General features: G+C 62.7%; 21 protein-coding genes. 14 read left to right on the top strand and 7 right to left on the bottom strand.

What is annotated here, in order from left to right; genetic code table 11:
• Nucleotides 1-6: 6 nt before the first annotated feature.
• Nucleotides 7-1,716 (bottom strand): potassium-transporting ATPase subunit KdpA, encoded by a 1,710-nt coding sequence (kdpA, locus tag A3OO_RS0102240; protein WP_018406202.1) that lies wholly within the window; start codon nt 1,714-1,716, stop codon nt 7-9.
• On the opposite strand from kdpA, the gene A3OO_RS24170 reads away from it, so the two are divergent.
• The 11 genes from A3OO_RS24170 (at nt 1,706) to A3OO_RS24515 (ending at nt 16,997) form a co-directional block, all read left to right on the top strand.
• The gene (locus A3OO_RS24170) at nt 1,706-2,020 is read left to right on the top strand and encodes a hypothetical protein (RefSeq protein ID WP_245257085.1); all 315 of its coding nucleotides are present in this window, start codon (nt 1,706-1,708) and stop codon (nt 2,018-2,020) included. The two genes, kdpA and A3OO_RS24170, sit on opposite strands and share 11 nt — an antisense overlap.
• 1,055 nt (nt 2,021-3,075) lie before the next feature.
• On the top strand, nt 3,076-4,281 hold the full coding sequence (locus A3OO_RS0102215) for a hypothetical protein (protein WP_018406199.1): 1,206 nt from the start codon (nt 3,076-3,078) through the stop codon (nt 4,279-4,281).
• Nucleotides 4,282-4,378: 97 nt separating this feature from the next.
• Entirely contained in the window at nt 4,379-4,951 is a 573-nt protein-coding gene (locus A3OO_RS0102210) for an ANTAR domain-containing response regulator (protein ID WP_026222611.1), read from the top strand.
• Nucleotides 4,948-6,096 carry a CmpA/NrtA family ABC transporter substrate-binding protein gene (locus A3OO_RS0102205; protein ID WP_018406197.1) on the top strand — a complete coding sequence of 383 codons (1,149 nt, stop codon included), beginning with the start codon at nt 4,948-4,950 and terminating at the stop codon, nt 6,094-6,096. Before A3OO_RS0102210 ends, A3OO_RS0102205 begins: the two co-directional genes overlap by 4 nt.
• A gap of 327 nt (nt 6,097-6,423) precedes the next feature.
• Nucleotides 6,424-7,653 (top strand): NAD(P)/FAD-dependent oxidoreductase, encoded by a 1,230-nt coding sequence (locus A3OO_RS20980; protein ID WP_018406196.1) that lies wholly within the window; start codon nt 6,424-6,426, stop codon nt 7,651-7,653.
• Between the two features lies 1 nt (nt 7,654).
• Nucleotides 7,655-9,409 carry a NirA family protein gene (locus tag A3OO_RS0102195; RefSeq protein ID WP_018406195.1) on the top strand — a complete coding sequence of 585 codons (1,755 nt, stop codon included), beginning with the start codon at nt 7,655-7,657 and terminating at the stop codon, nt 9,407-9,409.
• The gene (locus A3OO_RS0102190; RefSeq protein WP_018406194.1) at nt 9,406-10,995 is read left to right on the top strand and encodes a sulfite reductase subunit alpha; all 1,590 of its coding nucleotides are present in this window, start codon (nt 9,406-9,408) and stop codon (nt 10,993-10,995) included. Before A3OO_RS0102195 ends, A3OO_RS0102190 begins: the two co-directional genes overlap by 4 nt.
• Before the next feature lie 8 nt (nt 10,996-11,003).
• The gene (locus A3OO_RS0102185) at nt 11,004-13,784 is read left to right on the top strand and encodes a nitrate reductase (RefSeq protein ID WP_018406193.1); all 2,781 of its coding nucleotides are present in this window, start codon (nt 11,004-11,006) and stop codon (nt 13,782-13,784) included.
• Complete coding sequence (locus tag A3OO_RS0102180; RefSeq protein ID WP_018406192.1) at nt 13,765-15,027, top strand: MFS transporter; 1,263 nt, start codon at nt 13,765-13,767, stop codon at nt 15,025-15,027. The genes A3OO_RS0102185 and A3OO_RS0102180 overlap by 20 nt, the downstream gene beginning before the upstream one ends.
• Before the next feature lie 14 nt (nt 15,028-15,041).
• A complete protein-coding gene (locus tag A3OO_RS0102175) occupies nt 15,042-16,748 on the top strand; it encodes a bifunctional protein-serine/threonine kinase/phosphatase (RefSeq protein WP_018406191.1) in 1,707 nt (568 codons plus the stop codon).
• A 120-nt stretch (nt 16,749-16,868) separates the two neighbouring features.
• A complete protein-coding gene (locus A3OO_RS24515; RefSeq protein ID WP_018406190.1) occupies nt 16,869-16,997 on the top strand; it encodes a hypothetical protein in 129 nt (42 codons plus the stop codon).
• Between the two features lie 50 nt (nt 16,998-17,047).
• Here A3OO_RS24515 and A3OO_RS0102165 read toward each other — a convergent pair whose 3' ends face one another.
• The 5 genes from A3OO_RS0102165 to A3OO_RS0102145 form a co-directional block, all read right to left on the bottom strand.
• Nucleotides 17,048-17,896 carry a hypothetical protein gene (locus A3OO_RS0102165; protein ID WP_245257083.1) on the bottom strand — a complete coding sequence of 283 codons (849 nt, stop codon included), beginning with the start codon at nt 17,894-17,896 and terminating at the stop codon, nt 17,048-17,050.
• Between the two features lie 167 nt (nt 17,897-18,063).
• Nucleotides 18,064-19,614 carry a CYTH and CHAD domain-containing protein gene (locus tag A3OO_RS0102160; protein ID WP_018406188.1) on the bottom strand — a complete coding sequence of 517 codons (1,551 nt, stop codon included), beginning with the start codon at nt 19,612-19,614 and terminating at the stop codon, nt 18,064-18,066.
• Nucleotides 19,615-19,687: 73 nt separating this feature from the next.
• A complete protein-coding gene (locus A3OO_RS0102155; RefSeq protein WP_156824729.1) occupies nt 19,688-19,870 on the bottom strand; it encodes a hypothetical protein in 183 nt (60 codons plus the stop codon).
• Between the two features lie 26 nt (nt 19,871-19,896).
• Complete coding sequence (locus tag A3OO_RS0102150) at nt 19,897-20,133, bottom strand: hypothetical protein (RefSeq protein ID WP_018406186.1); 237 nt, start codon at nt 20,131-20,133, stop codon at nt 19,897-19,899.
• A 443-nt stretch (nt 20,134-20,576) separates the two neighbouring features.
• Nucleotides 20,577-21,191 carry a diguanylate cyclase gene (locus A3OO_RS0102145; protein WP_245257082.1) on the bottom strand — a complete coding sequence of 205 codons (615 nt, stop codon included), beginning with the start codon at nt 21,189-21,191 and terminating at the stop codon, nt 20,577-20,579.
• Between the two features lie 9 nt (nt 21,192-21,200).
• On the opposite strand from A3OO_RS0102145, the gene A3OO_RS24750 reads away from it, so the two are divergent.
• A complete protein-coding gene (locus tag A3OO_RS24750) occupies nt 21,201-21,548 on the top strand; it encodes a hypothetical protein (protein ID WP_245257081.1) in 348 nt (115 codons plus the stop codon).
• Between the two features lie 130 nt (nt 21,549-21,678).
• Here A3OO_RS24750 and A3OO_RS0102135 read toward each other — a convergent pair whose 3' ends face one another.
• Complete coding sequence (locus A3OO_RS0102135; RefSeq protein ID WP_198008740.1) at nt 21,679-23,712, bottom strand: hypothetical protein; 2,034 nt, start codon at nt 23,710-23,712, stop codon at nt 21,679-21,681.
• Between the two features lie 254 nt (nt 23,713-23,966).
• Here A3OO_RS0102135 and rfbB point away from each other — a divergent pair, with 254 nt between their 5' ends.
• Both rfbB and rfbC read left to right on the top strand, forming a co-directional pair.
• A complete protein-coding gene (gene rfbB / locus A3OO_RS0102130; RefSeq protein WP_026222609.1) occupies nt 23,967-25,043 on the top strand; it encodes a dTDP-glucose 4,6-dehydratase in 1,077 nt (358 codons plus the stop codon).
• Nucleotides 25,024-25,614 (top strand): dTDP-4-dehydrorhamnose 3,5-epimerase, encoded by a 591-nt coding sequence (gene rfbC / locus A3OO_RS0102125; protein WP_018406182.1) that lies wholly within the window; start codon nt 25,024-25,026, stop codon nt 25,612-25,614. The genes rfbB and rfbC overlap by 20 nt, the downstream gene beginning before the upstream one ends.
• Nucleotides 25,615-25,624 lie beyond the last annotated feature (10 nt).

Below are 25,624 nucleotides of genomic sequence, written 5' to 3'. Positions count from 1 at the left end.
AGCTCCTTAGAAGGTTTTTCCTGCAAGCAGCGCGAAATGCTCGACGATTGGGCCGAGCGCGAGCGCCGGAAAATATTGCAGCAGATAGAGGACGACGATGACGCCGAGCAGCAGGCCGATGAAGAGGGGCCCATGCGTGGGGAAGGTGCCGACTGAAGCAGCGCCCTTCTTTTTCGCAGCGAACGCGCCGGCGATCGCCAATACGGGAATGACGAAGGCGAAGCGTCCGAGCAGCATCGCGACGCCGAGCGTCGTGTTGTACCAAGGCGTATTGCCCGTCAGGCCTGCGAAAGCCGATCCGTTGTTATCCGTCGCCGAGGCGAATGCGTAAAGGATTTCGGAAAGCCCGTGCGGGCCGGCATTGTTGAGACTGGCGAGACCGGTCTGAAGCATGACCGAAACGCCGGTGAAGGCAAGAACGCTGAGCGGATAGATCAGCACCGCGAGCATCGCGAGCTTCATCTCGCGCGCCTCGATCTTCTTGCCGAGATATTCCGGCGTGCGGCCGACCATGAGGCCGGCGATGAAAACCGCGATGATCGCCAACACGAGAAACCCGTAGAGCCCGGCGCCGACGCCGCCCGGCGCGATGCTGCCCATCAGCATGTTGAACAAGGGAACGAGACCGCCGAGCGGCATGAACGAGTCATGCATGGCGTTGACGGCGCCGCAGCTCGTGCCCGTGGTCGACGCGGCAAATAGCGCGCTCATCGCAGGGCCGAAGCGCACCTCCTTGCCTTCCATATTGCCAGGCGAAGGATCGACGCCGATCTCCGTCAGCAACGGATTGCCGCCTGCCTCGGCCCAGTAAGCGACTGATACGCCCGCGACGAGCACGATCATCATCGTGATGGCGATCGCGCGACCTTGTCGATAGTCGAAGACCGCACGCCCAAAGGCGAAGGCCGTGGCGAAGGGGATGACAAGCAGAGCCCAGATTTCCAGCATGTTGGAAAGGGCGTTCGGGCTCTCGAAAGGATGCGCGGAATTGGCGTTGAAGAAGCCGCCGCCATTGGTGCCGAGCTCCTTGATCGCCTCCTGGCTGGCGACCGGGCCTATGGCGAGCATCTGCCTGGCGCCCTCCAGCGTCGTCGCTTCGACCGATCCCTGAAGCGTCTGCGGCACGCCGAGAGCGACGAGGGCGAGCGCGACGACGATCGAGAGCGGCAGGAGCACGTAAAGCGTCGAACGGGTGAGGTCGACCCAGAAATTGCCGACGGTCGGCGATTCGGCGCGCGAGAAACCGCGCACCAGCGCAAACGCCATCGCAAGGCCGGTGGCGGCGGATACGAAATTATGCACCGTGAGGCCGAGCATTTGCGTCAGGTGGCTCATCGTCGACTCGCCGCCGTAGTTTTGCCAATTGGTGTTGGTGACGAAGCTCATCGACGTGTTGAAGGCGAGGTCGGCGGGAACCCCGCTAAAGCCCTGAGGATTGAGCGGCAGATAGGCCTGGAGCCGCTGCAGGGCGTAGAGCGACGCAAATCCAACGACGCTGAAGGCCAGCATGGACATCGCGTAGGCAAGCCAGTTTTGCTCGCGCGCTGGATCAACGCCGGCGAGTCTGTAGAAGACGCGCTCAAGGGGCGAGAGCACGGGAGAGAGCAGGCTGCGCTCGCCCGCTAAGACGGTGGCTATGTAATTGCCGAGCGGAATAGCGGCGACAATAACGGCAAGCAGGACGATGGCGATTTGCGCCAGCCCAATGGAAGTCATGGCGAACGCCCGGCATATGCCGAGCCTCCCTTTAGAATTTTTCGGGATGGAGCAGCGTATAGGCGAGATAGGCGCCGAGAAGAACGGCGACGATCAGTCCGATGACAGGTTCAAACATGCGGTTCTCCTAAAGGCGCCCGCAGGCCCGCGCATAGGCGCCAACGACCGCAAACAGGAAAAGACCGAGGCCAACGTACAGAAGATCGAGCATGTGTTCCTCTCCACGCTTACTGGCGCCGTGAATCAATGCGCGCACGCCGCGCGCGCATCTCGTGAACCAGATTGTTCGCGATCACAAAGATAAAGGCCGCGACGCCTAGGCCTATGAGAGATAGAGGCATGAGCGCATCTCACTTTAATGTCGCGTTCTCGCCTTGATGCTTCGCCAAACGAGAACCACGAACCGCAATTTGCGCGCAAATGATGTAAAGGCGCTATTAGGATTTTAGGTCGTCGTTGGACTGCGCTCACATCTGTGTCGTCCGAACGGGCGCAAATGCATTAGCAAGCAGCTAAATGGCGCATACCAGGTGAATACCCTCACCGGCGCGCCGCTGCCGGCATCGACCATCAATTTCACCCTCGCGGCATTGAAGGGCGCGACGAAAAGGCCTTTCGACCGGATGCCCCAGTCTTCCCGAGGATACGCGTTGCGCCGGGAGCGGACCTTCCATTCGCGGCGAGAGGTCTGCTCGTCCTCCGTCGGCGGAAATCTCGGCCTCTTCTTCAGTCCGAAGGGGCGACGGCAGGATCGGCGCCCGCGACCCTATCACTCGACTGGCCCTTATCGATGCGGGCGACGAAGCTGATCGGTCATCGGCGCTTTCTTCTTCGTCTCGTTCATAGCGAGCCCTCTGAGGCGGCCGCGAGACAAGTTTCACATCCTCTCATTGCGTACTCATGTCCAAACACGGACGTCGGACGGAAGACGTTTAGAAGGCCGCGTCATCACGGCAAACGCGGCTACAAGGACGAAGCGGCTGTCGCTGTTGGCGGCAGAATGCAAATTTTTTCAGCGCTCGTTGCCGCCTCGCAAGCAAAGCGCGCCACGCGAATGGTTCCTCGTGAACGCTTCGCGAGCGCGCGCGTGCAAGGGCGAACCCCTGCAAAAGCCTGTCGTCCAAAGCGGCTCAGCGACGCGCGCCATACAGCTTCGCTGTAGGTGGCGCCGCGATTGCATCCGATGGCGCGAGGGCGTCGCTTGCGACGTCACCCGGCCCACAGAAGGGCCCCCAGCATCGCCGCTGTCCTGAACGTCTGCTTCGCAGGCGTTCAGGCAGCGGCTTTTTTCGTTTCTGGGCGCGCACAGGCGAGATGCAGATGAGGTTCGCGATGAAGAGAGCACAGCCCCAGCGATCGATGCGCCGACAGCCGCCATGGCGCGGCGCAAGATTGATAGTCGTGGCGGCCGTACTCGTGGCGACCGGCGCGAGCGCCGCGCCCCGCAAGAGCGCGCCGTCCGAGGCGACTGCGATACAACTTCAAGCGCCGCCGCCATCCCCGGCGCCGGCCGCGCCGCCTCCGCCGCCAGCGCCCATGGGCATGTTTGGCGTCGACATGCCGGCCGCCGGCAAACTCGTTCTCTCCATTACGCCCGTCTTCGCTAATCTGTCGGGCATCAAAATGGGAACGCGCACGGTCTCCAACGAATATATCGTCACGACGGTGCCGTTCTTTCTCAATCCCCGCCAAACCGTGCGCATCATCCCGCAAAATATCGCGGTCGCGACGCAAATTGTCGGCCTGAACTACGGCGTGACCAAAGATTTCGCAGTGGTTCTCACGGCCGGCATGATCGAGAAAAATCTCAACGCCCTAACCTTCAAGGGCGCGTCGGGCATTCTGCCGCTCGGCAGGAGTTTGCCGGGAACGACGAGCCTTGCCGACGTCACTCTATCGGGCGTCTATCGCATCTATCAGGACGACGTCCACCGCATCCAGCTCTCTCTTGGCGTCTCCTTGCCTGCCGGCAGCTACACGGCCACGTTCAAGGACTTTCTCCTGCCCGACGGAACCCGCCGCAACATCCGAGGGTTCTATGGCATGCAGCCCGGCACGGGCACGTTCGATTTCCTGCCGGGCATCGTCTATGCCGGCTATCTGGGACCCTGGTCATGGGGCCTCGGCTATCGCGGGCGCTTCCCTCTGGCCGCAAATTCACTGGACTATTCCTGGGACTACTTGCTCGAATATCGCCTGCGCTTTCCGCTCGGCCCGAATCCTTCCGGGGGCTACCGATGGGGCGATCTGCATGAATTCAACGCCTGGGGCGGCTACACCTGGACGCCCGGTCTCACCACAACTTTGCGCGTAAGCGGTTCGACGCAGGGCCCGATTCGCGGCTTCGATCCGGAAATCCGCGGCCCGGCCGTGCCGGCCAATCCGGCCTTCTATGGCGGCCAGCGGGTCGAAGTCTTCGGCGGCGCGACGATCAGCGGCAAATTTATCGGCTATGACAATGCAACGGTCGCGGTCGAGGCCGGTCTTCCCGTCTATCAGAATCTCAACGGTCCGCAGATCATGAAGAACTGGCAGGCGGGCATGTCGTTGCGCTTCAAGATATAACGTGCGTTGGTCGCGGCCCGGCGGGCGGATCGCGGAGACTGACGGCGATGCGCCGCCGCTGGCGCGACCCATACATGCGCTCACTGGACGCCGTGAATTGAAGATCGTCATTGTCGACGAAAGCCCCATCCGCTCGCTGATCCTCGAGGAGGGACTGCGTGAAGCCGGCTTCACAGAGGTCGAGCGCATCAGCGAGATGCACAATCTGCTGAAGCACATCTACGCCAGCGACCCCGACGTGATCCTGATTGATCTCGAGAATCCTTCGCGCGATACGCTTGAGCAAATGTTTCAGGTCAGTCGCGCGGTGCGTCGGCCGATCGCCATGTTTGTCGATCAGAGCGATACGGCGTCGATTCAGGCCTCGGTCGATGCTGGCGTCTCGGCCTATATCGTCGACGGGTTGAAAAAGGAGCGCATCAAATCGATCCTCGATCTGTGCGTGTCGCGGTTCAATGCCTTCTCTAAGCTTCGGGATGAACTCGAACAGGCCAAATCCGATCTTGAGGAGCGCAAGACGATCGAACGCGCCAAAGGCATATTGATGAAGGCGAAGAAGTTTTCCGAAGAAGACGCCTACAAATTGATGCGCGGCGCGGCCATGCGCGAAAACAAAAAGATTATCGAAATTGCACGCTCGGTCATCACTGCGGCGGAGATGTTTAAATGACCGGCGAGGCGCATGTGAAAATCGGGTTCATTCCGCTCGTCGACGCCGCCGCGCTGTTAATTGCCGTGCATAAGGGATTCGCCAAGGCGGAAGGTCTCGACGTCGAACTGATCCGCGAAGCGTCGTGGGCGAATATTAGAGACAAGCTCGCCATTGGCCGTTTCGATGCGGCGCATCTTCTGGCGCCGATGGCGGTCGCTTCCACGCTCGGACTGGGCCATGTGCGAGTCCCGCTTGTCGCGCCGATGAATCTCGCGATGAACGGCAATGCGATCGCGGTGTCCACGGCGCTTTATGCCGAACTCGCCGCGGAAGGCGAGGTCGCGCATCCGGCGCAAACCGCGCGCGCGCTCGCCAAGCTCGTCGCGCGGCGACGGGCCGAGGGACGTGAGCCCCTGACCTTCGGCATGACCTTTCCATTTTCCATGCACAATTATCAGCTGCGCTACTGGATGGCGGAAGGCGGCGTCGATCCGGATGAAGACCTGCGGCTGATCGCACTGCCGCCGCCCTACATGGTGGAAAATCTGGCGCGCGGTCAGCTCGACGGTTTTTGCGTCGGCGCGCCCTGGAGTTCTGTCGCGGTCGACGCCGGCGTTGGGGTCATTCTGCATTTCGGCTGCGAGATTTTCGCGTGCGCGCCCGAGAAAGTCCTCGCTCTGCGCGAGAGCTTCGCCAACGATAATCCTGATCTTGTTGCGGCGCTGATCCGCGCGCTCGACAGGGGGGCCGCCTTCGTCGACGAGCCGCAAGACCTAGGCGAGGTTTCGCACATTCTCTCGCGCCCTGAATATGTCGGCGTCGACGCCGAGATTATCGGGCGCGTGCTCACCGGCCATTTGCGCGTCAAGGCGCGCGACGAACGAAGCGACGCCAACTACCTGATCATTGGACGAGACGGCGCCATGCGGCCGGATCCACGGCAAGCCGAATGGGTCTATGCGCAGATGCTGCGCTGGGGGCAGACGCGCCATTCGCCAGAGATGGCCGATCGCGCGAAGAGCGTTCTGCGCCCAGATCTTTTCGACGCTGCGATCGGTGGGCCGCATGTTCAGCGCGAAATCGGGGCTTTTGCGGGACCCTCGTTCGACGACCGCAGCTATGAAGCTTATCTCGCCGGCTTCGATATCGGACAGCGCCTATGAGCGCTGAACCTCTGTTCAAAAGCGCCAGCCGTTAGGCGCCTCGCGCCTAAGCATTCGGCGCCGCAAAATCCCGCCGGCTGCCGTCGGTCAGCGCCAAACGCCCGCATTCCCGGGGAAAAACCACGCCGGGGCCTCTGGCCCGAAAAGTGCAATCACCCCATCGGTCAACGACGACCGCCGGTCCGCCGGAACGAGCCCAAAGTCGGGCTCCGTCACAGAAGCGATTTCGCAATTTGCGTCGCGCTTTGGTCGTCTTGCCCGTTTTCATCACCCGTAAGGCAAAGCGACCTGTGACCGGACCGTTCGGCCGTTCAGCAGAGTCGAAACATGACTGTATTGCAGGATTGCAGAAGTCGCGAAAAGCTTGTCATCGTCGGCGCCGGCATGGCGGCTACGCGTTTCGTCGAGGAGCTGACGAACCGGGCGCCGGGTCGATACGACATTCTCGTGATCGGAGACGAACCGCGACTTGCTTATAATCGCGTGCTGCTGTCTTCGGTGCTCGCCGGGGAATTGTCGGTCGATGACATCGAACTCAAGCCGGCACAATGGTGGCGCGTCGCCGGCGTCGAGGTTCTGAGCGGCCGCAAGGTCATCAAGATCGACGCCGCGGCGCGGCGTCTCATCCTCGATAATGGCGAGAGCGTCGACTACTCGAAACTCGTGCTCGCTACGGGTTCGCGCGCGGCAAGGCTGCCGATCGAAGGCGCTGATCTTCCGGGCGTTCATACGTTTCGCGACGTGCGGGACGTCGAGGCGCTGTCGCGGCTGGGAAAGGAGATGCGCGCGCTCGTCATCGGCGGCGGCCTTCTGGGACTGGAGGCGGCCTATGGCCTGGCGCGCCGCGGCGTCGACGTCACGCTCGCCCATGTCATGGATCGGCTGATGGAGCGCCAACTCGATGCGGCCGGCGCCGACATCCTGCGCCGCCTCGTCGAAGAGAAAGGCGTGCGCGTGCTTCTCAACGCCAATACGACGCGCATCAGCGGCTCTGGCCGAGTCGAGAATGTAGAGTTCGCGGACGGACAAAAGATTCCGGCCGACGCCGTGATTTTTGCCGTCGGCATTCAGGCCAACGCTGACCTCGCGCGACAGGCGGGTCTCGACGTCGGGCGGGGCGTGAAGGTCGACGATGGCTTGAAGACAAGCGAATCCGACGTTTTCGCCATCGGCGAGTGCGCCGAACATCACGGCGCTTGTTACGGGCTCGTCGAGCCGGCCTATGAGCAGGGGCGCGTGCTCGCCATGCGGCTCGCCGGACAAGGCGCCTCCTATGGCGGCAGCGTCGTCTCCACCAATTTAAAAGTGTCCGGCGTGCGCGTTTTCTCGGCCGGCGATTATCTCGGCGAAGGCGATGCGCGCCGTATCGTCTGCAAGGACCCGCGCATGGGTCTCTATCGCAAGCTTGTCGTGCGTGACGACAGGCTCGTTGGCGCGATCCTGATCGGGGATACGAGCGGCGCGGCCGATCTCCTCGATCTCATCCGTTCCGGCGCGAAAGTTTCATCTATGCGCGACGAATTGATGTTCGGCCCGCCGATGCAAGAGGCCGCCTGAAATGTCCGTCGATTTCACGCTCGACCAGAAGCGCTATCTCGAAGGCTTTGCAGCCGGCTTTTCCGCGCGCGGTGGACAAAAGGCGCCGCCCTCGCCAGCGCAGCCGATGGGGCCCGACGCCGCGCATTTATCTGCGCAGGACCGCGTCGTCGCGGTAGGCGGCAAGCTGACCGATCAGGAAAAATGGAAGCGCGAGGAGCATCCATTCGACGCCTGGCCGCGCCTTGTCGCTCAAGCGAAAGAGAACGCGCCGCCAAAGCCCGCCGACAATTTCCGTTGGCGCTATTACGGACTCTTCTATGTCGCGCCGGCGCAGGACTCCTATATGTGCCGGCTGCGCATTCCCAATGGCGCACTGACGCATTGGCAGTTCGCCGGGCTTGCGGATCTCGCGGAAAATTACGGCGGCGGCTATCTGCATGTGACCACGCGCGCCAATATCCAGATTCGCGAGATCGCGCCGAAAAACGCCACGAATATTTTGGAGGCGGTTCAGGATCTCGGACTCTGGAGCAAGGGCTCCGGCGCGGACAATATCCGCAACATCACCGGCACGCCGACCGCCGGCGTCGATCCGCAGGAGCTGATCGACACGCGCCCCTATGCGCGCGCCATGCATCATCACATCCTCAACGATCGCTCGCTTTACGGACTGCCGCGCAAGTTCAACATCGCCTTTGACGGCGCGGGATTGATCGGCGCGTTGGAAGACACCAATGACATCGGCTTTCAGGCCGTTGACGTGAACGATGCGCATGGTGTCGCGCCGGGCGTTTATTTCCGCCTCGCGCTCGGCGGCATTACTGGTCACAAGGACTTTGCGCGCGACACGGGCGTGATCGTGCCGCCGGACGAAGCGGTGGAGGTCGCCGACAAAATTTTGCGGGTCTTCATCGAGCATGGCGATCGCACCAACCGCGCCAAGGCGCGGCTCAAATATGTGCTCGACGCTTTCGGCTTCGACAAATTTCTCGCCGCCGTCGAAGAAAAACTGGGTCGCAAGCTGCTTCGCATCGGCACGGACGCGATCGCCACTCGCCCGCGTCAGGATCGCGCGGCGCATATCGGCGTGCATCCGCAAAAAGACACGGGACTCAATTGGATCGGCGTAATGTTGCCGGTCGGTCGTTTTACCCCCGAGCAGGCGCGCGGTCTCGCCGAGATCGCGCGCCAATTCGGCGACGGCGGCCTGCGTCTCACGGTCTGGCAGAATGTGCTGATCACGGGCGTTAGCGACACACAGATTGCCGAAGCTGTCGCGATGATCGAGGCGCTCGGTCTTTCGACGCAAGCCTCGCCGATTCGCGCCGGGCTCGTCGCCTGCACGGGCAGTTCAGGCTGCCGTTTCGCCGCCGCTGACACCAAGCGGCATGCGGAAGAAATCGCGGCGCACTGCGAAAACGCGTCGCCGGTCGACACGCCGATCAACATTCATCTCACCGGATGCCACCACTCATGCGCGCAGCATTACATCGGCGACATCGGACTGATCGGCGCGCGCGTGCCGGTGAATGACGAGGGCGACACGGTCGAGGGCTATCACATTCTCGTCGGCGGCGGCTTTGCGGAAGACGCGCGTATTGCCTCCGAACTTTATCAAAATGTGAAGGAGGAAAAGGCGCCGGAAATGGTGGCGAAAATACTCCGCGCCTATCGAAAGAACCGCGCGAACGCGGACGAAACCTTTGTCGGCTTCGCGCGCCGTCACGACATCGAGACGCTGCGCCGTCTTGTCAATGAGGAGAGCATGGCGTGACTCATCAGTCCTCCCCGCCTTTTCTCATTCCGCCGAACGCGCCTTTCACGCCCGAGCAGCGCGCCTGGCTCAGCGGTTTTTTTGCCGGCTTCGCCGCGCCCGATGACAGCTCGATCACGCCGCTCACGCCAGAAGCGAACGCCGCTGTAATGGCTGGCGCCGATAACGACGATGGCGAGGCGCCGTGGCATGACCAGACGCTGGCGCTCGAATCGCGCATGCAGCTTGCCCAAGGCCGTCCGCTGCGTCGCCGCCTGATGGCGGCCATGGCGCAACAGGACTGCGGCCAGTGCGGCTACATTTGCGAGACCTATGCGGAGGCTCTGGCCACTAGAAAGGAAGCGCGCCTCAATCTCTGCGCGCCCGGCGGCAAGGACACGGCGCGCATGCTGAAGGCGCTTGCGGCGGAGCTGGATCAGCCTTCGCCGGCGCCGGCCATTGTTGCGCAAGTTGAACCCACTAACGTTGCGGCGCCCGGCTGCTCGCGGGATAATCCGGCACGGGCGACGTTCGCTTCTCGCCGTCGGCTGAACAAGGACGGTTCGGAAAAAGACACCTGGCATATCGAGTTCGATCTCGGCGCCACCGAACTCAGCTACAAAGTTGGCGACAGCTTCGGCGTGTTTCCCAAAAATGATCTCGGCCTCGTCGACCAGATCATCGCCATGCTCGGCGCCTCGCATGTGACGCCGGTGCGCGACAAAACTCTTCGCGACGCCTTGCTCAGTGACGTTTCGCTGTCTCCGGCGCCTGATGCGCTTTTCGAGTTGATCTCCTTCATTACCGGCGGCGCGCAGCGCGAGAAGGCGCGTTTGCTGGCGCAGGGCAAAGATCCTGACGGCGACGCGGCAACGCTCGACGTGCTCTCCGTGCTGCAGAAATTTCCAGGCGCGCGGCCACATCCGGAAGCCTTTGTCGAAGCGCTGGAGCCGCTGCAGCCGCGCCTCTATTCCATCTCCTCCTCCCCCAAGGCGACGCCGGGACGCCTCTCGCTGACTGTCGACGCGGTTCGATATGTCGTCGGCAAGCGAAAGCGTCTTGGCGTCGCCTCGACCTCTCTGGCCGAACGCATCGCGCCAGGCGACAGCCTTCCGGTCTATGTGCAGTCGGCGCATGGCTTCGCGCTGCCAGACGATCCCACGACGCCGATCATCATGATCGGGCCTGGCACCGGCGTTGCGCCGTTTCGCGCTTTTCTGCAGGAGCGCGCGGCGACCTGCGCGCCCGGCAGGAACTGGCTCTTCTTTGGACACCAGCGTTCAGCCTGCGATTTCTTCTACGCCGACGAATTCGAAACGATGAAGGCGACAGGTCTGCTCACGCGTCTGTCGCTCGCCTGGTCGCGCGACGGCGCAGAAAAATTCTATGTGCAGGACCGCATGCGCCAGTCCGGGCGTGAATTATGGGCGTGGCTGGCGGAAGGCGCGCATTTTTACGTCTGCGGCGATGCGCAGCGCATGGCCAAGGATGTCGAACGCGCGCTTGTCGACGTCGTCGCCGAATTCGGCGCCCGCAACGCCGATGAAGCGGTCGCCTTCGTCGCGCAGCTCAAGAAGAGCGGGCGCTATCAACAGGACGTCTATTGAGGCCGCTCATGCTCGATGAAGTCCTGGCGCCGGCGGCGCTTGAAAATCTGCACAACAGCATCGCGCCTGTTCAGGCGACGACGACGCGCTCGACCTGCCCCTATTGCGGCGTCGGTTGCGGCGTGCTCGCGTCCGCAAATGGCGCCGACGTGATTGGCGATCCGGCGCATCCGGCAAATTTTGGGCGGCTCTGCTCAAAGGGATCGGCGCTTGGGGAAACGCTCGGGCTCGAAGGGCGCCTTCTCCATCCGATGCGCCGACAGGCCGACGGCGCCGTCGCGCGCGTGAGCTGGGATGCGGCGCTGGATGAAGCCGCGGACGGATTTCGCCGCATCGTCGATGAGCACGGTCCTGACGCCGTCGCGGTCTATCTCTCGGGGCAGTTGCTGACCGAAGATTATTACGTCGCCAACAAGCTGATGAAGGGCTTTATCGGCTCGGCCAATGTCGACACAAATTCGCGCCTGTGTATGGCCTCCACGGTCGCGGGCCACAAGCGCGCTTTCGGCGCCGACGTCGTGCCGGGCTGCTACGAAGACCTCGACCAAGCCGACCTCATCGTTCTCGTCGGCTCCAACGCCGCCTGGTGTCATCCAGTGCTCTTCCAGCGCATCATGCGCAACAAGGAGGAGCGCAACGCCAAGCTCGTCGTCATCGACACGCGCCGCACCCCGACGGCTGAAAGCGCCGACCTGTTTCTGCAAATCGCGCCGGGCGCGGATCAGGCGCTGTTTTGCGGCCTGCTTGTCTATCTCGCGAAGCTCGGCGCCTTCGACGATGATTACATCCGCCGTCTTACGACGGGGCTGACGCAGGCCCTGAAGGCCGCACAGACCATCGCGCCGTCGATTGAAGGGACTGCCGCGTCGACCGGACTGCGCGAGGTCGACATCGCGTCCTTCTTCGAATTATTCGCGCAGACGCCGCGCACGGTCACTTGCTTCTCGCAGGGCGTCAATCAGTCGGCGCAGGGGACCGACAAAGTCAACGCCATCATTAATTGTCACCTCGCGACGGGCCGAGTCGGCAAACCTGGCGCGTCGCCCTTCTCCCTGACCGGCCAGCCCAACGCCATGGGCGGGCGCGAAGTCGGCGGACTTGCGAATAGCCTCGCCGCGCATATGGGTTTTGAGATCGAAAGCATCGACCGCGTTCGCCGATTCTGGAATGCGCCACGAATGGCGACGCGCGAGGGGCTGAAGGCGGTGCAGATGTTTGACGCCATCGCGCGCGGCGACATCAAGGCGCTGTGGGTCGTCGGCACCAATCCGGCGGCGTCGCTTCCAAACGCCAACGCCGTGCGCGCCGCTCTCGGCAAGCTCGAACTCTTCATCGTCTCCGACAATGTGGCGTCGAACGACACGATCAATAGCGGCGCGCATTTGCTCCTGCCGGCGCAGGCGTGGGGCGAAAAGAGCGGCACGGTGACGAATTCGGAGCGCCGCATCTCGCGTCAGCGCGCTTTTCTACCCCCGCCGGGAGAGACTCGCGCCGACTGGTCGCTCTTCGCCGATGTCGCGCGACGCATGGGCTTTGCAGGCTTCGCCTATCGCTCATCTGCAGATGTTTTTCGCGAACACGCCGCGCTTTCGGCTTTCGAGAATGACGCAACGCGGGCCTTCGATATTGGCGGTCTCGCGCGCTTAAGCGACGCCCAATATGACGCGCTCGAGCCGACGCAGTGGCCGATTGATGAGGGCGACGGCAAGGGCCGAGCGCGCCTCTTCGCTGAAGGGGGCTTCATCTCGCAAGATGGACGCGCGAAATTCATTGCGCCGGCGAAGCCGAACTTGGCGACCACATTGACGAAGGACTTTCCGCTTCGGCTCAACACCGGCCGCATTCGCGAACAATGGCATACCATGACGCGCACTGGCGCGAGCCCTCGCCTTGCGCGGCATCTTCCTGAACCCTTTGTCGAGGTTCACCCGTCGGACGCTGAACACTTTGGCGTAGAAGACGGCGGTTTCGCCCGCGTCGCGACGCCGTATGGGAGTTGCGTCTTGCGCGCAGTGGCGACTGTAAGACAGCCTGCCGGGCATATTTTTGCGCCGATTCACTGGACCGATGAAACCGCCGCGGATGCGCGCATTGGCGCACTTGTCGCGCCCTGTGTCGATCCTTTCTCGGGACAGCCGGAATCGAAGGCGACGCCTGCCATCATCACGCCTCTGCGCTTCGCGCGCCAGGGCTTCCTCCTCTCGCGCGGCTCGATCACGTTGCCCGAGGGCGTATGGTGGGCGCGCGTCGCCGTCGCCAATGGCTACGGCTATCGCGTCGCCGCCGACCTGTCGGATGACGCCTGGACAGACGTCATCCGCACAGCTGCCGCGAGCGAAGACGTCATACAATTGATTGACGAAACCAAGAGTCTTCTCTCGGGGGCAGCCTTCGTCGGGGACCGCGCAACGCTCATCTGGGCTTTGTCTCCCGTTGCACAATCCTGGGACCTGGCGCTCGAACTCTTCGCCCGCGATCGTCTTGATCAGTCAGAACGGCTGTCGCTGTTGTCCGGTCGCTCGAGCCGACAACTGACGAATGACGGTCCGCTCGTCTGTTCATGCTTTAGCGTCGGCCAAAAGCAAATCGAAGCGGCAATTCAACAAGGCTGCTGCTCGGCGCTCGACGTCGGGAAGGCCACTCGCGCAGGCTCCAATTGCGGCTCCTGCCAACCGGAAATTCAACGTCTCATCAAGATTTCTCTCGCCGCCGAGTCTGCGATCGATTTCGCGCGAGAGGACAAGCCAAACATGAAAGAAGGAGCATCTGATGAAACTGTCGGATTTTAAAAAGGCCGGTCATTGGCCGACGTTGCTTGCGGCCTTCCTCTACTTTGATATCAGCTTCATGGCTTGGGTCTCACTCGGCCCGCTGATGATTTACATCACCAAAGGCATGCCGATTTCCGTCGAGGACAAACTCTCGCTCGTCGCGATTCCAGTTCTCGGCGGCGCCTTCTTTCGCGTTCCGCTCGGCCTCCTCGCCGACGCGATCGGCCCGAAGATGACGGGCATCCTCGCGCAGGCGATCGTGATGTTCGCGGTATCTCTGGTGTGCGTCTTTGGCCTGAGTAGTTCGATCGCCATCGCGCTTTTCGGTCTGTCTCTCGGGCTCGCCGGCGCGTCCTTCGCCGTCGCCCTGCCGCAGGCGGGCCGCTGGTATCCGCCGCAATATCAGGGCCTGGTGATGGGCATCGCCGGCGCCGGCAATATGGGGGTCGTGCTCGACACGCTTTTTGCGCCCTCGATCGCCGAGGCTTACGGTTGGCAGACCGTCTATGGCGTACTGCTCGCGCTGATGGTTTTGGTGCTGCTGATTTATTCGCTGGCCGCCAAGGACGCGCCCGGCGGCAAAACGACGATTGCTCTTGCCGACTACGGCAGAATGCTCGCGGACTCCGACAGCCGCTGGTTCATGTTTTTCTACTTCATCACCTTCGGCGGCTTCGTTGGTCTTGCTTCGGCGCTTCCGCTCTATTTCACGACGCAGTATCACGCCACGGGAGTCGCCGCGGGCCTCATGGTCGCGCTGATCGTCGCTTTCGGTTCGGGTTTCAGGCCCGTCGGCGGCTATATCGCGGACCGCATCGGCGGGGTGAAGACGTTGTGCTTCCTCTTCGTTCTCGTCTCCGCCTGCTATTTCGCCGTCGCCTTTCTGCCAGTGGGACCGGCCCCTGCGAAAGGCGTTGCGGGATGGGGTCTGATGCAGTTGCCGCCCGTCGCCTTTGCCGCGGTGGCGCTGTTCTCTGTTGGCGTGTTATCGCTCGGCATGGGCAATGGCGCGGTGTTTCAATTGCTGCCGCAGCGTTTTCGCCGGGAGATCGGCGCGATGACCGGCCTCGTCGGCGCCGCAGGCGGTTTTGGCGGATTTTTCCTCGCCAAGACGCTCGCCTACTCCAAAGGCGCGACGGGCGGCTTCACCGCCGGGTTCGTCTTCTTCGGTTTCCTTGCGCTGCTCGGCCTCGTCGGTTTGATCTTCGTGAAGACGCGTTGGCGCACGACCTGGGGCGCCGTTTCCGGCGCGCGAATCTGAGCTGAGGAACAGCCGTGTCGGTCCGCGTCGTTCATGATCTTCGAATCGAAGCGGGCTTTGCGACGCAAAAAGGCAGACGGCCTGACAACCAGGACTATGTCGCATTTTGCCTGGGTCCAGGCGGCGCCGGCGCCGTGCAGGGCGTCGTCGCCGCCATCGCCGATGGCGTTGGCGGCCACAAGGGCGGGCGCGCCGCGGCTGAGACTGCTGTGCGCACCTTCATCGATGGCTACTATGCGCAGCCGGAGACCTTGGGCGTCAGTCGCGCCGCCGCCCGCTCGCTCGAAGCGGCTAACAGCTGGATCGCGGCGCAGTCGAGAGTCGATCCTTCATTGGAAGGCATGGCGACGACGTTCAGCGCGCTGATCCTGTCGCGTCGAAACGCCTTCATCCTTCATGTCGGCGATACGCGCGTCTACCGACTGGCTGGCGCCAGCCTCGAGCGACTGACGAAAGACCACACGATCGGTCGCGGTGATTTCGCCCATGCGCTCCTTCGCGCGGTCGGCTTCGACGATGCGCTTTTGTTCGACCAAGGCATGCATAGTCTCAGTGTGCATGATCGATTTCTGCTGTGTTCGGACGGCGTTCATGGGGTGTTGCCAGACGCCAAGCTTCGTGCGCTGCTCGCCGAAAGGGGCGGGCCGCAGGAGACGTCGGAGAGAATCGTTCAGACGGCGCTCGAGGCGGGCAGCCACGACAATGTCACTGCGCTTGTCGTTGACGTCATCGATGTGCCGCCGGCCGACGAGCGCGCTTTGTCCCGCGCCTTCGCAGCCTTGCCGATTGGCGAGCTGCCGGCAATCGGAAATCTTGTCGACGAGTTTCGAATGGACGGCCTTCTTTCTGAAGGGCGCTACAGTCGGCTGATGCGGGCGACGGATACGCAGAACGGAAAAGCGGTCGTATTGAAGTTTCCGCATCCGCGCGTCGCCGATGACGCCGCCTACCGGCTCGCCTTCGTCAATGAAGCCTGGGTTGCGGCGCGGGTGAGAAGTCCGTTCATCGGCGAAGTCGTCGAACTGCTCCCGGGCAGACAAAGCCGGCTGTATTCGGTGATGCCATATTACGATGGCGAGACGCTGGAGGGGCGCCTGCGGCGCGAGCCGCGCATCGATCTTGCCGAAGGCGTTTCGATCGCGACGCGTTTGTCGCGCGCGATCGCGACCTTGCATCGCTGCGGCGTCATCCACCGCGACATCAAACCGGACAACGTCATTTTGCTCAAGGATGGCGGGCTGCGGCTCGTCGATCTCGGCGTTTGCCGCGCGCCGAACCTCGAGAATTTGCCGGAAGCGCATGCGCCCGGCACGCCGAGCTATATGGCGCCCGAGCTTTTCGACGGCGCCGTCGGCGACGAAGCGTCGGATCTCTATGCTTTCGGGGTCACCGTCTATCGTATGTTCGGCCGTTGTTACCCCTACGGCGAGATCGAGCCGTTCAGTAGACCGCGCTTCACAAAGCCGCTTCCGCTTTCCCTCAAGCGAGCCGACCTCCCCGCCTGGCTCGACGCCGCCATCGTCAAAGCGATCGCCGTCGCGCGCGAAGATCGTTTCGGCGATGTGCTGGAGTTCGCCTTCGAGCTTGAAAACGGCGCGGCGCGGGGGCAACCGCTGGCGCTGCGCAAAAAGTCTCTCTACGAACGCAATCCCCTCATCTTCTGGCAAACGCTCTGTTTGCTGCTGGCGCTCTTCCTGGCGGTCGCGCTTTTCTATCGCTAGCAGCGGCGTAGGGGATCTCCTTGAGCCGGGCGATTTCCGGCCTTCAGGGCTTGTGCGACGGCGCACAGCGCCAGCGCGCGTCTCTCCTTAACTTCTGATTAACGCAGAAAGGAGAACGTCATGGGACCGATGATCACGACAGGAATTTTTGGAGTCGTCGCTATCGCACTGGCCGCCGAAGCGCTCAACATCGCGATGGCCCTTGGCGAATTCAGTCACGTCGCCGCCTATAACGCGGGCCTCTTCTAAGCTTTGCAGTCGCACGGCGGCGTCTCTGGCTGACGCTCAGAACGCAATCGTTATCGATCACGGCCGAGCGTCGGGAAGAAGCCTTTGCCAACATGCCGGGCGGCGACGTCGCCCAGAAGATCGCGCCATATGCGATAGGGATCGTTGAAAACGCCTTCTCCAAGATCCCTATCGGCGAGAGCCGCAGCCAAACACGCCATGGCCTGAGGCAAATCGTGGGCATTCTCGAGATAGAGAAGCCGCGTTCCGACCGACTCTTCGCCCATCAACGACATGGCGGCTGCGATTTCAATATTGTCGCGGCGCCCAAAGGCCACGCCGCAAACGCAGACGAGACAGGTCTCCCAGACGGCAGGGTCGGTCTCGTCGATGAAACTGTGCAAGCCTCTGACGATGGACGCGTAGACCGCTTCTCCCACCGCGGTGATGATCTTTTCAAGTTCGACCTGAACCTTTTCGACAGCCTCCGGGAGTTCCGCCGGCGTCGCCATCTGACCTGCGGCCCAGTTGACTGAGAGCTGAAGCAGCTGGCCCAGAACGATTTGCGCGGGGGACACGAGTTCGGCGGGCAGCTCACGCGACAAACGCGACACGGCCTCCTCCAGCGCCTTATTCAGGCGTACCGCCGCAAGCCGTGCGGACTCGAGGTCCCTGCCGCGCACCAGGCGCGCCCAGGTTCCCTGGACGCCGATTACCGCATGCATCAGCGACTTGACCTGCGAAAGCCACGGCGTCGGCGGATAGGACTTTACTACCGCGCCATGCTCGATGCGCCAGATTTCGCCGGTCCCGATCAATGTAATCGCCGAGACCGGCGTCGATGCGAACACCTCGTCGCGATTTGCGCCGTAGAGCATTCGGAAGGTGGCGTTAATTTCGCTGAAAGGATCGCTCTGCATAGATTTCAGTCTCCCAATATCGGACATCCATCAACAAGACAGCGCTCATCGCATCGCGCGCCGCAATCCTCAGCGCCCAACCACTTCGCGCGGCCATGTAACATGGCGCCAGGGGCAATCCAAAAATTATTGAGGAAACGCCCAATGGCGCGGCGATCGCGACGTCGTCATTTCCAGAACGGGCGGGTCTGCTCGAGATCTCTCCAGAGCGCCTTGGCGCCGGTCCAGCCCAATTCGGCGCGCGCCTGACTCGCCCCGATCATCCAGCCGATGGCGCGCTGTACCGATGGATCTTCGGCGCCGGGGACGTCCGTTCCCGTGAACGTCGCTTTCAGCGTCGCGGCGTCGTTGAGATCGCCAAATACGGTCTGCAGCTTCTTAAGACGCTTCAAGAAAGGATCGATTCGTTTCGCCGGAAATAAGGAGCAGAAGAACTCGACGGCATAGCGCAGCTTTTTGAGCTCCTTGCGCAACTCGTGGCGCTGTTCCACGGTCAGCGTCTCAAGTCCCTGGGCATGCTTCGCTGTCTTCTTCCAGCGTTTGTTAAGAGATGCGCGCGCGAGCGTTGTAATCGGCGCCGCCAGCCGCTCGGTCTGGACGAAATCCTGAGGCACAAGCCAACCGCGCGTCTCCACGAAGCGTGCAAGATCGATGAGGAACGCCTGCACGCGCGCGCCGACAAGAAGCTTGCGCAGCTGCTCGCGCCGTTCTTTCGCCTGCCGCGCGACCACATCGGCGAGCGCCGAAAGTCCGGGCTCGTCGGGATGAGTTTCGGCTTCGCGCCGCGCCATGTCGTTCGCCACCACATCGAGATCCCTCAGGCTCCCGACTTCTTGTCCGAGCCAGCGCGCCTCGGCGTCAAGCCGCTTCATCTCGGGGCTTCGCAGCACGGCGGCATAGACCAAAAATGCGCTGCGCAACCGCCGCAGACCAACCCGCAGCTGGTGCGGCCCCTCGTCGTCGTCCAGCTGGCGAACGACGAGCACATTCGTGGCGATCTGATCGAGGCACTCGCGCAAGACGTCACGGGCCGCTTGCTCGGCGGTTTGCGCCGGGTCAAGCGCAAGGTTCTGAGCATTGCGGGGCGCAAGCGGCGAATCGATCCGTCCCTCTTGCGCCAACAAATAACCGCGCGCGGCCTTGGAAAGACGGGAGAATTGCAACCCGCCATCGGGAACCAGGATAAGCGCAATGTCGAACAGTCCGCTTGCCTTGCCTGCGAGGAGTTCGATTTCCAACTCGGAGAGTTCAGCAGATCGTTCGCCAGCCCGAACCTCGCCAATGTCGAGCGCGAGCTCGGCGCGCGTGCCGTCGGAGAGCATCAACTCGCTCGTCCTGCGCGTGATCACGGTCTCGCAAACGGTTTGAAGCGGAGCGCCGTTGACGCGGTCAACGATCTCCTCACGAATCGATGAATCCGAAATTGCATCGAGACACAGGCGTCCGCCAGGCGCCGGGTTCTCTAGCTCGCCGACCTGCGATAGGCCGCCGTGCAACGTCGCCCTGGTTTTTACGCCCTGAATCCACCGCCGCCCATCGCGCCTGAGCCTCAGCGCAATTCCCGCCTTGTTCAGTGCGTGGTCGGGCGTATCGAGATAAATGCTTCTGAGCGTTTTCGTTACGGGAGCGCCGTGAGCCAGCTTCGACGCCTTCAGGCGCGCCCAAATCTCGCTCGACATCTTCTTGTCCAGCAAGAGTTTTAGCTCGATCTCGCTCATGTGGGGAATATATCATTTTGTAGCGCGCGTAGCGCTCGGTCGGCGCTGCCTCGGCGGGGTCGGTCCGGAGCGACTATGGCTGTGTTTGGTCGGACCCTTTTCTCTGCTTCTTTTTCTTCAGCACGATCGTCAACTTATCGCCCCTTTTTGACACCTCTACAGATTTCAACAGGCTCTCTCCAAGAGAGATGCCGCCGCCGACAGCCTCAATCCACTGCTGCAAAATTTCCGCTTCGGTTTTCTCGGGATCTGTCATGCCATCCTCTTGAACCGGACGATTGATCACACGCCCAACTTATTCGCCTTACGAAGCAGAATGGCAACGTCATAAATGGCGAGAACCGCAGCTTGGTCCTCTTGTTGTCGGGTGACCGCAATAAAAGCGCCTGCCGTCAAATCTCGTATTGTCGCCTCGGGACAATCTTCACAAAGTTGAGCGACCAGCTTCTCGCCACGAAACCCTTCGGTGGCGCGGCGAACAAACCGCGCCGCAATTGAACGGCGTTCAGCGCTAAACATTCGTCGCAGGACCAAGTTTCGAACTCCGCTTCCCTTGTCATCGAAACATTGGTGACAACGTCGGGGTTGAACGGAGTTCCTGGATAGCATGTAGGCCCACCTATAAATACGCGAGCGTTCCGGCAAGCGTCGCCTGACGCCCAGGTTTTGAGCAGTTTGAGCAGGAGACGCCCTCCACGACCAAGAGGATTTTTCAGCTTTGGTTGGTAGCAACGCGCCTATTCGTAACGCTCTCTCAGCGCAGCAAAAAACCCCGCCGACTCGGCGCCGGCGGGGCGAAAATGTCCGAGTTTTGAAAGCCGCATCCCTATGGCCTGTCGGTTACGCTCTCGTGACAGGCGAGTTCCACCGTTCGCCAACTGGCGCGCCGCGGGGTCGATTGCCGCCGTGCGAGTCGGGCGCCGCCAGCGGCGCGCGCGAGGTCGTCCCTTTTTGGATTGGCCTTAGTTTGGCGCCTGCCAATTCGCGATCCGATCGCGACCTGCGGCTTTGGCGGCGTGCAACGCCTGGTCGGCGCGCTCGATCGATTGCTCGACGGGAACGGATGGGTCGAGGAGCGTAAGCCCGAAGGAAGCCGTTACCGTGAGCGGCAAATAGCCTTCGACGAAGAATTCTCTGTCCGACAAGCCCTTTCGCAACTGCTCTGCGATCGCGCGCCCCTGTTCCAGGTCCGCATCCGCGGCGCAGTAGAGGAACTTTTCGCCTCCAAAGCGAAAAAACTCATCATGGGGCCGCAAGTGGGACATCACGAATTCTGCGTATTGCACGAGAAATTCATCGCCGAGCGTGTGGCCGTATGTGTCGTTCACCTCCCTGAAGTGATCCAGGTCCATCATCGCGAGACATGTGGGTCTCGGCGCGAGAGCCTGCCGCTCGCTCAACGCCGTCAACATCGCGATATGGTTCCCCGCGCCTGTCAACGGATCACGATTACGAAGCGCATCCTCGAGTTCGTGCTTGATGGTCACTAATTGGGCGCGAACCTGCTTCAGGGCCGACAGGAATAATTCATAGTCGTCGAGAGGAATGGACCGGTGCTCCGACGCGGTTCGGAGCATGATTGCCGCGTGCCGGTGCATAAGCTCATGCGCGAGCAAAATCTGGGAAAAACTTGGGTGCGAACCCAGACGACCGGCGCCAGCGCCATGCAGCCATTGTCCGAGCGGCCACCTGTGGTTCGCATCTTCTCGGAAGTCCCGCTCGTCGGGAACCTGATCGCAAATGATCGTTCTGTTGAAATTCTCGTACCAGAGTTCGTGCTGAAACAGCGCCTGCCGGAGCTCATTCAGGGTCGTCCGCTTTTGCTCGCGGCTCAATTTCGAAAAGGGCATGGGGCACCGAAGTTTTCAGCGTTTCTTGCGCCATTTGTTCCGAGACAGAATATTCCATTTCAGTGTCACATTCTTGAGAAGTGACTGTCGCTTTCGCGGCTTCGCAACGAGCGGGGAGGCAACCAATTGATTCGGCGGCTCTGACGAGAGAACGGAGACAGCGGTCTCCAACGCTTGTTCAGGCGAACAGCCGCAGGCCGCGCGGGCGTGGCCATCAGCGTCCAAACAAGCCGCGCATCGCGGCAAATAATCCCTTCGACCGCTCCTGAGCCGGCGGCGCCTGCGCGAGGCTTTCGGCTTCGAGCCGGGCGGCGTCGCGTTCGACGCCGGCGCGCGCGACGAGCGCGGCGAGAGTCGGCGCTTCGTGCGGCGGCGCCCAGCCGCCAGCCCGCCGTATGTCAAGATAGGCGTCGAGCATGTCGGCGGCGTCCATCGCGCCAGCTTCCGCGAAATGCGCGCGCGCCCGCTCGACCGCGGCGGCGTCGACGATGAATCGCGCCGCCTTCGCCGCTTCGCGCCGGACGCCGTCGTCGATCGCCAGAGCGACCCGCGCCTCGCGTAATGCGGCGACATCCGGCTCCTTCAAGAGCGCGCGCATGAGCCGCGCTTCTTGCGTGGCGTCAACGCCCGCCGGCGCCATGCCTTGGGCGCCGCAGGCGTCGAGATAGCGGGCAAGCAGAGAAGGCGCGCTGCGCGCGGGGGCGGCGTCGGCGGAGAGGCGCGCGGACTGCGCAAATTCGCCGCCCTCCGCGATCCCCGCCGCAAGCGCGGGATCGGCGCAAAAGGCGCCATATCCGCCGAGTTGCTGCAAGCGCGCGCGGGCCGGCCCCGTCTCGCCGATGACGAGCGCTGTGAAGCTCGCTTGCGCCAAAGGCTCGAGCGCATCCCACAGGCCCGGCGGCTCAAAACGCGCAGCGACTTCCGCCCGCGCCAGAGCGCCGTTCAGCGAAGCGACAAACTTGTCGCGCCGGCCTTTCAGCCCGGCGGCGCGTTCGGCAACGGCGCGAGCGGCCGCGCCGGTCCCGGCGCGCGCGGCGTCGGCGGCGCGGCGCATGAGATCGTCAAGAAGTCCCTCGTCATCCGTGGCGCGGCGCGGCGCCAGCCCGTCGCCTTCGACTCGAAAAAGCCGCGCGAAGGCGGGGCCGCCGGGATCAACCGGCGCGATGCCGAGATCGCCGGGCCCTGCCGCCGGGCAAACAAGGCCGACGTCATCGCCAAGCGCTGCGCCGTAAAATTCGATTTCCGCGGTTTCGCCCATGCCGGGAGCGGCTTTCTCGCGGCTGCGGCGCAAGGCTATGCCATCGACTTCCGCCTCTTCAGGATCGACAAGGAGCGCCAAAAGATTGCCGACGACGACCGGCTCCGCCGTTTCCGCCGCGTCGGGGTGTTCATGCGGATCGCCTGTCGCCTGCCGCAGGTCGTCGAAGGTGAGCGGATCGACGGCCGGTTCTCCCGCCGACCGCTGCTCGAGCGTCCAGCCTTTCAGCCGCCGGCGCTGGTTCATCGCCAGCGCCACGCTGCATCGGCCGAGCAGCGTGGCGCTCTCTTCGATCGAATCGGGAATTCGCAGGCGAAGAATAATGCGCGGCGCGCCGGGTTCGCGCAGCCAATGCTCCATGATGGCGAAGGGCGCCTCGCGCGCGTCGGCGGCCGCTGACGATTCGAACGGCGCCGCCTCCAGGACGAGTCGGCTCTGATAGGCCGGGAAGATGCGGCGCGCCGGGGCGAGGCGGATGACGACGGCGTTATCGGCGCGTTCGACGACCCGGCGCTGGCCGATCGCCCATACCAATCGCGCGCCGGCCGCCGCGGTCTGCTCGCGCGACAGCCGTTCGACGTCGCCGCGCGCCGGAAACGCCGCCAGCCGAAAGGCGACGGGGTCGGCGCCGCCGGCGTCTGGCAGCAACGTTAGGAGCAGACGCCAGTCGCCGCCCTGCGGCAGGTCGCGCTCCGCTGAGAGCGCCAGGATGAGTTCGGCGCCATCGGCCGCGGTCAATCGCACGAATCGATGCTCAGGCGGCACATCAACGACAATGATGCGGGCGCGCCAGCGCGCGGCGCTGATGACGTCGACGAGGGTGGGCGCGTTCGTAAAGCGCTCGTCGCGCGCCGAGATGACCGTGAGTTCCGGCCGGACCGCCGCGCGTTCGGCGCCCTCAAACCAGCCGATGGCCAGTCGGCGCCGCCCATCCCAGTAATAGTCGAACTGCTCTCTCCACATTGACGGCCGCGCCCAAGCGTGAGGCATGGCGCCGTCGCCATGCGAAGCTGAAGTCGGCAGGAGCATATCCGCGCGCGCCGCAATCGCGCAATTCAGCGCCGTCACGCCCGCAGCGGCGCCAAATTCTTACGCAGCGCCATGACGTTGTTCCGCCACATAGTCCGCGTAAACGGCTGGAGCGCCGACCTCCGCCTTGGCAGGCCGCCTTCGCAATAAGGCTCACCTGCGCGGGCGTGAAGGCGCGATTTCAGGGCGGAGCGATAGCGAAAAGCGGGGCTTTGATGAAATTATTGATCACCGGGGGCGCGGGGTTCATTGGCTCGGCGGTTGCGCGCGCCGTCATCGGCAAGAGCGTCGATCAGATTCTCGTTCTCGACAAGCTCACCTATGCGGGAAATCTCGCCTCGCTGCGGCCCATCGCCGACAGTCCCCGTTTTTCCTTTCTTCAAGCTGATATTTGTGACGCGGTGGCAGTCGCGCGCGCCTTCGAGGATTTTCAGCCCGACGTCGTCATGCATCTTGCCGCCGAAAGCCATGTCGATCGCTCGATCGACGGGCCGGCCGCCTTCGTTGAAACCAATGTCGTCGGCACTTTCGTGATGCTGCGGGCGGCGCTGGACTATTGGCGGCTGCTCGACCGCGCCCGTGCGGGCGCCTTCCGCTTCCTGCATATCTCCACCGATGAGGTATTCGGGGCCCTCGGCGCGGAAGGCCTCTTCTGCGAAGACACGCCCTATGCTCCGACGTCGCCCTATTCGGCGTCGAAGGCGGGGTCGGATCATCTTGTGCGCGCCTGGCGCCACACATATGGTCTTCCGACGATCGTCACCAATTGCTCCAATAATTACGGTCCCTATCATTTTCCGGAGAAGCTCATTCCGCTCACCATCATCAACGCGATCGAGGAGAAGCCGCTGCCGGTCTACGGCCGCGGCGAGAATGTGCGCGACTGGCTTTATGTCGAGGACCACGCCTCGGCGCTGATGCGCGTGGCGCGGGAAGGCGAAGTCGGCGAATCCTATAACGTCGGCGGACGCAATGAATGGCGCAATATTGACGTGGTCGAAGCGATCTGCGGATTGATGGATGAATTCCGTCCGCGGCGCGCCGGATCGCATCGCGATCTCATCACCTTCGTCGCCGATCGGCCGGGACATGATCTGCGCTACGCCATCGACGCCTCCAAGATCGAGCGCGAACTCGGATGGCGGCCGGCCGAGCGGTTTGAAACTGGTCTTCGCAAAACCGTGCGCTGGTATCTCGACAATTCAGCTTGGTGGCAAGCGATTCGCTCGGGCACATATCGGGGCGAGCGTCTCGGCGTGCTTACCGAGCAAGATGAAGAAGCCGTCGCCTGACGGGCGACAGGGGGGCTGTTTGTTTGAAGATCTCGAGCTTTCGGGGCTGAAGCTCGTCACGCCTAAAAAATTCGGCGACGAGCGCGGCTTCTTTTGTGAAACGCACAACGAAAAGACCTGGGCGAACGCCGGATTGAATTTCGACTTCGTCCAGGACAATCACTCATTGTCCCGCGACGTCGGGACGGTGCGCGGTCTGCATTTCCAGACCGCGCCCTTCGCGCAGGACAAGCTCGTTCGCGTGGTCAGCGGCCGCATTCTCGACGTCGCCGTCGATCTACGGCGGTCTTCGCCGACGTTCGGGCGTCACGTCGTCGTCGAGCTTTCGAAAGAGAACTGGCGTCAGCTGCTCATTCCGATCGGTTTCGCGCATGGTTTTGTCACGCTCGAGCCCGATACGGAAGTCATCTACAAGGTGACGAATTTCTATTCGCCGCAGCATGATTGCGGCGTCGCCTGGGACGACCCTGACATCGGCATAGCGTGGCCGGCCGCCGCCGAAAGCGCCGTGCTGTCGGACAAGGATCGCAAATGGCCGCGGCTGCGCGATCTGACGGAAGTTTTCGCGTAGAGTGGGCAAG

The organism is Methylocystis rosea SV97 (genome assembly GCF_000372845.1).
GTDB lineage: Bacteria > Pseudomonadota > Alphaproteobacteria > Rhizobiales > Beijerinckiaceae > Methylocystis > Methylocystis rosea.
This window is presented reverse-complemented; position numbering and strand designations above follow the sequence as displayed.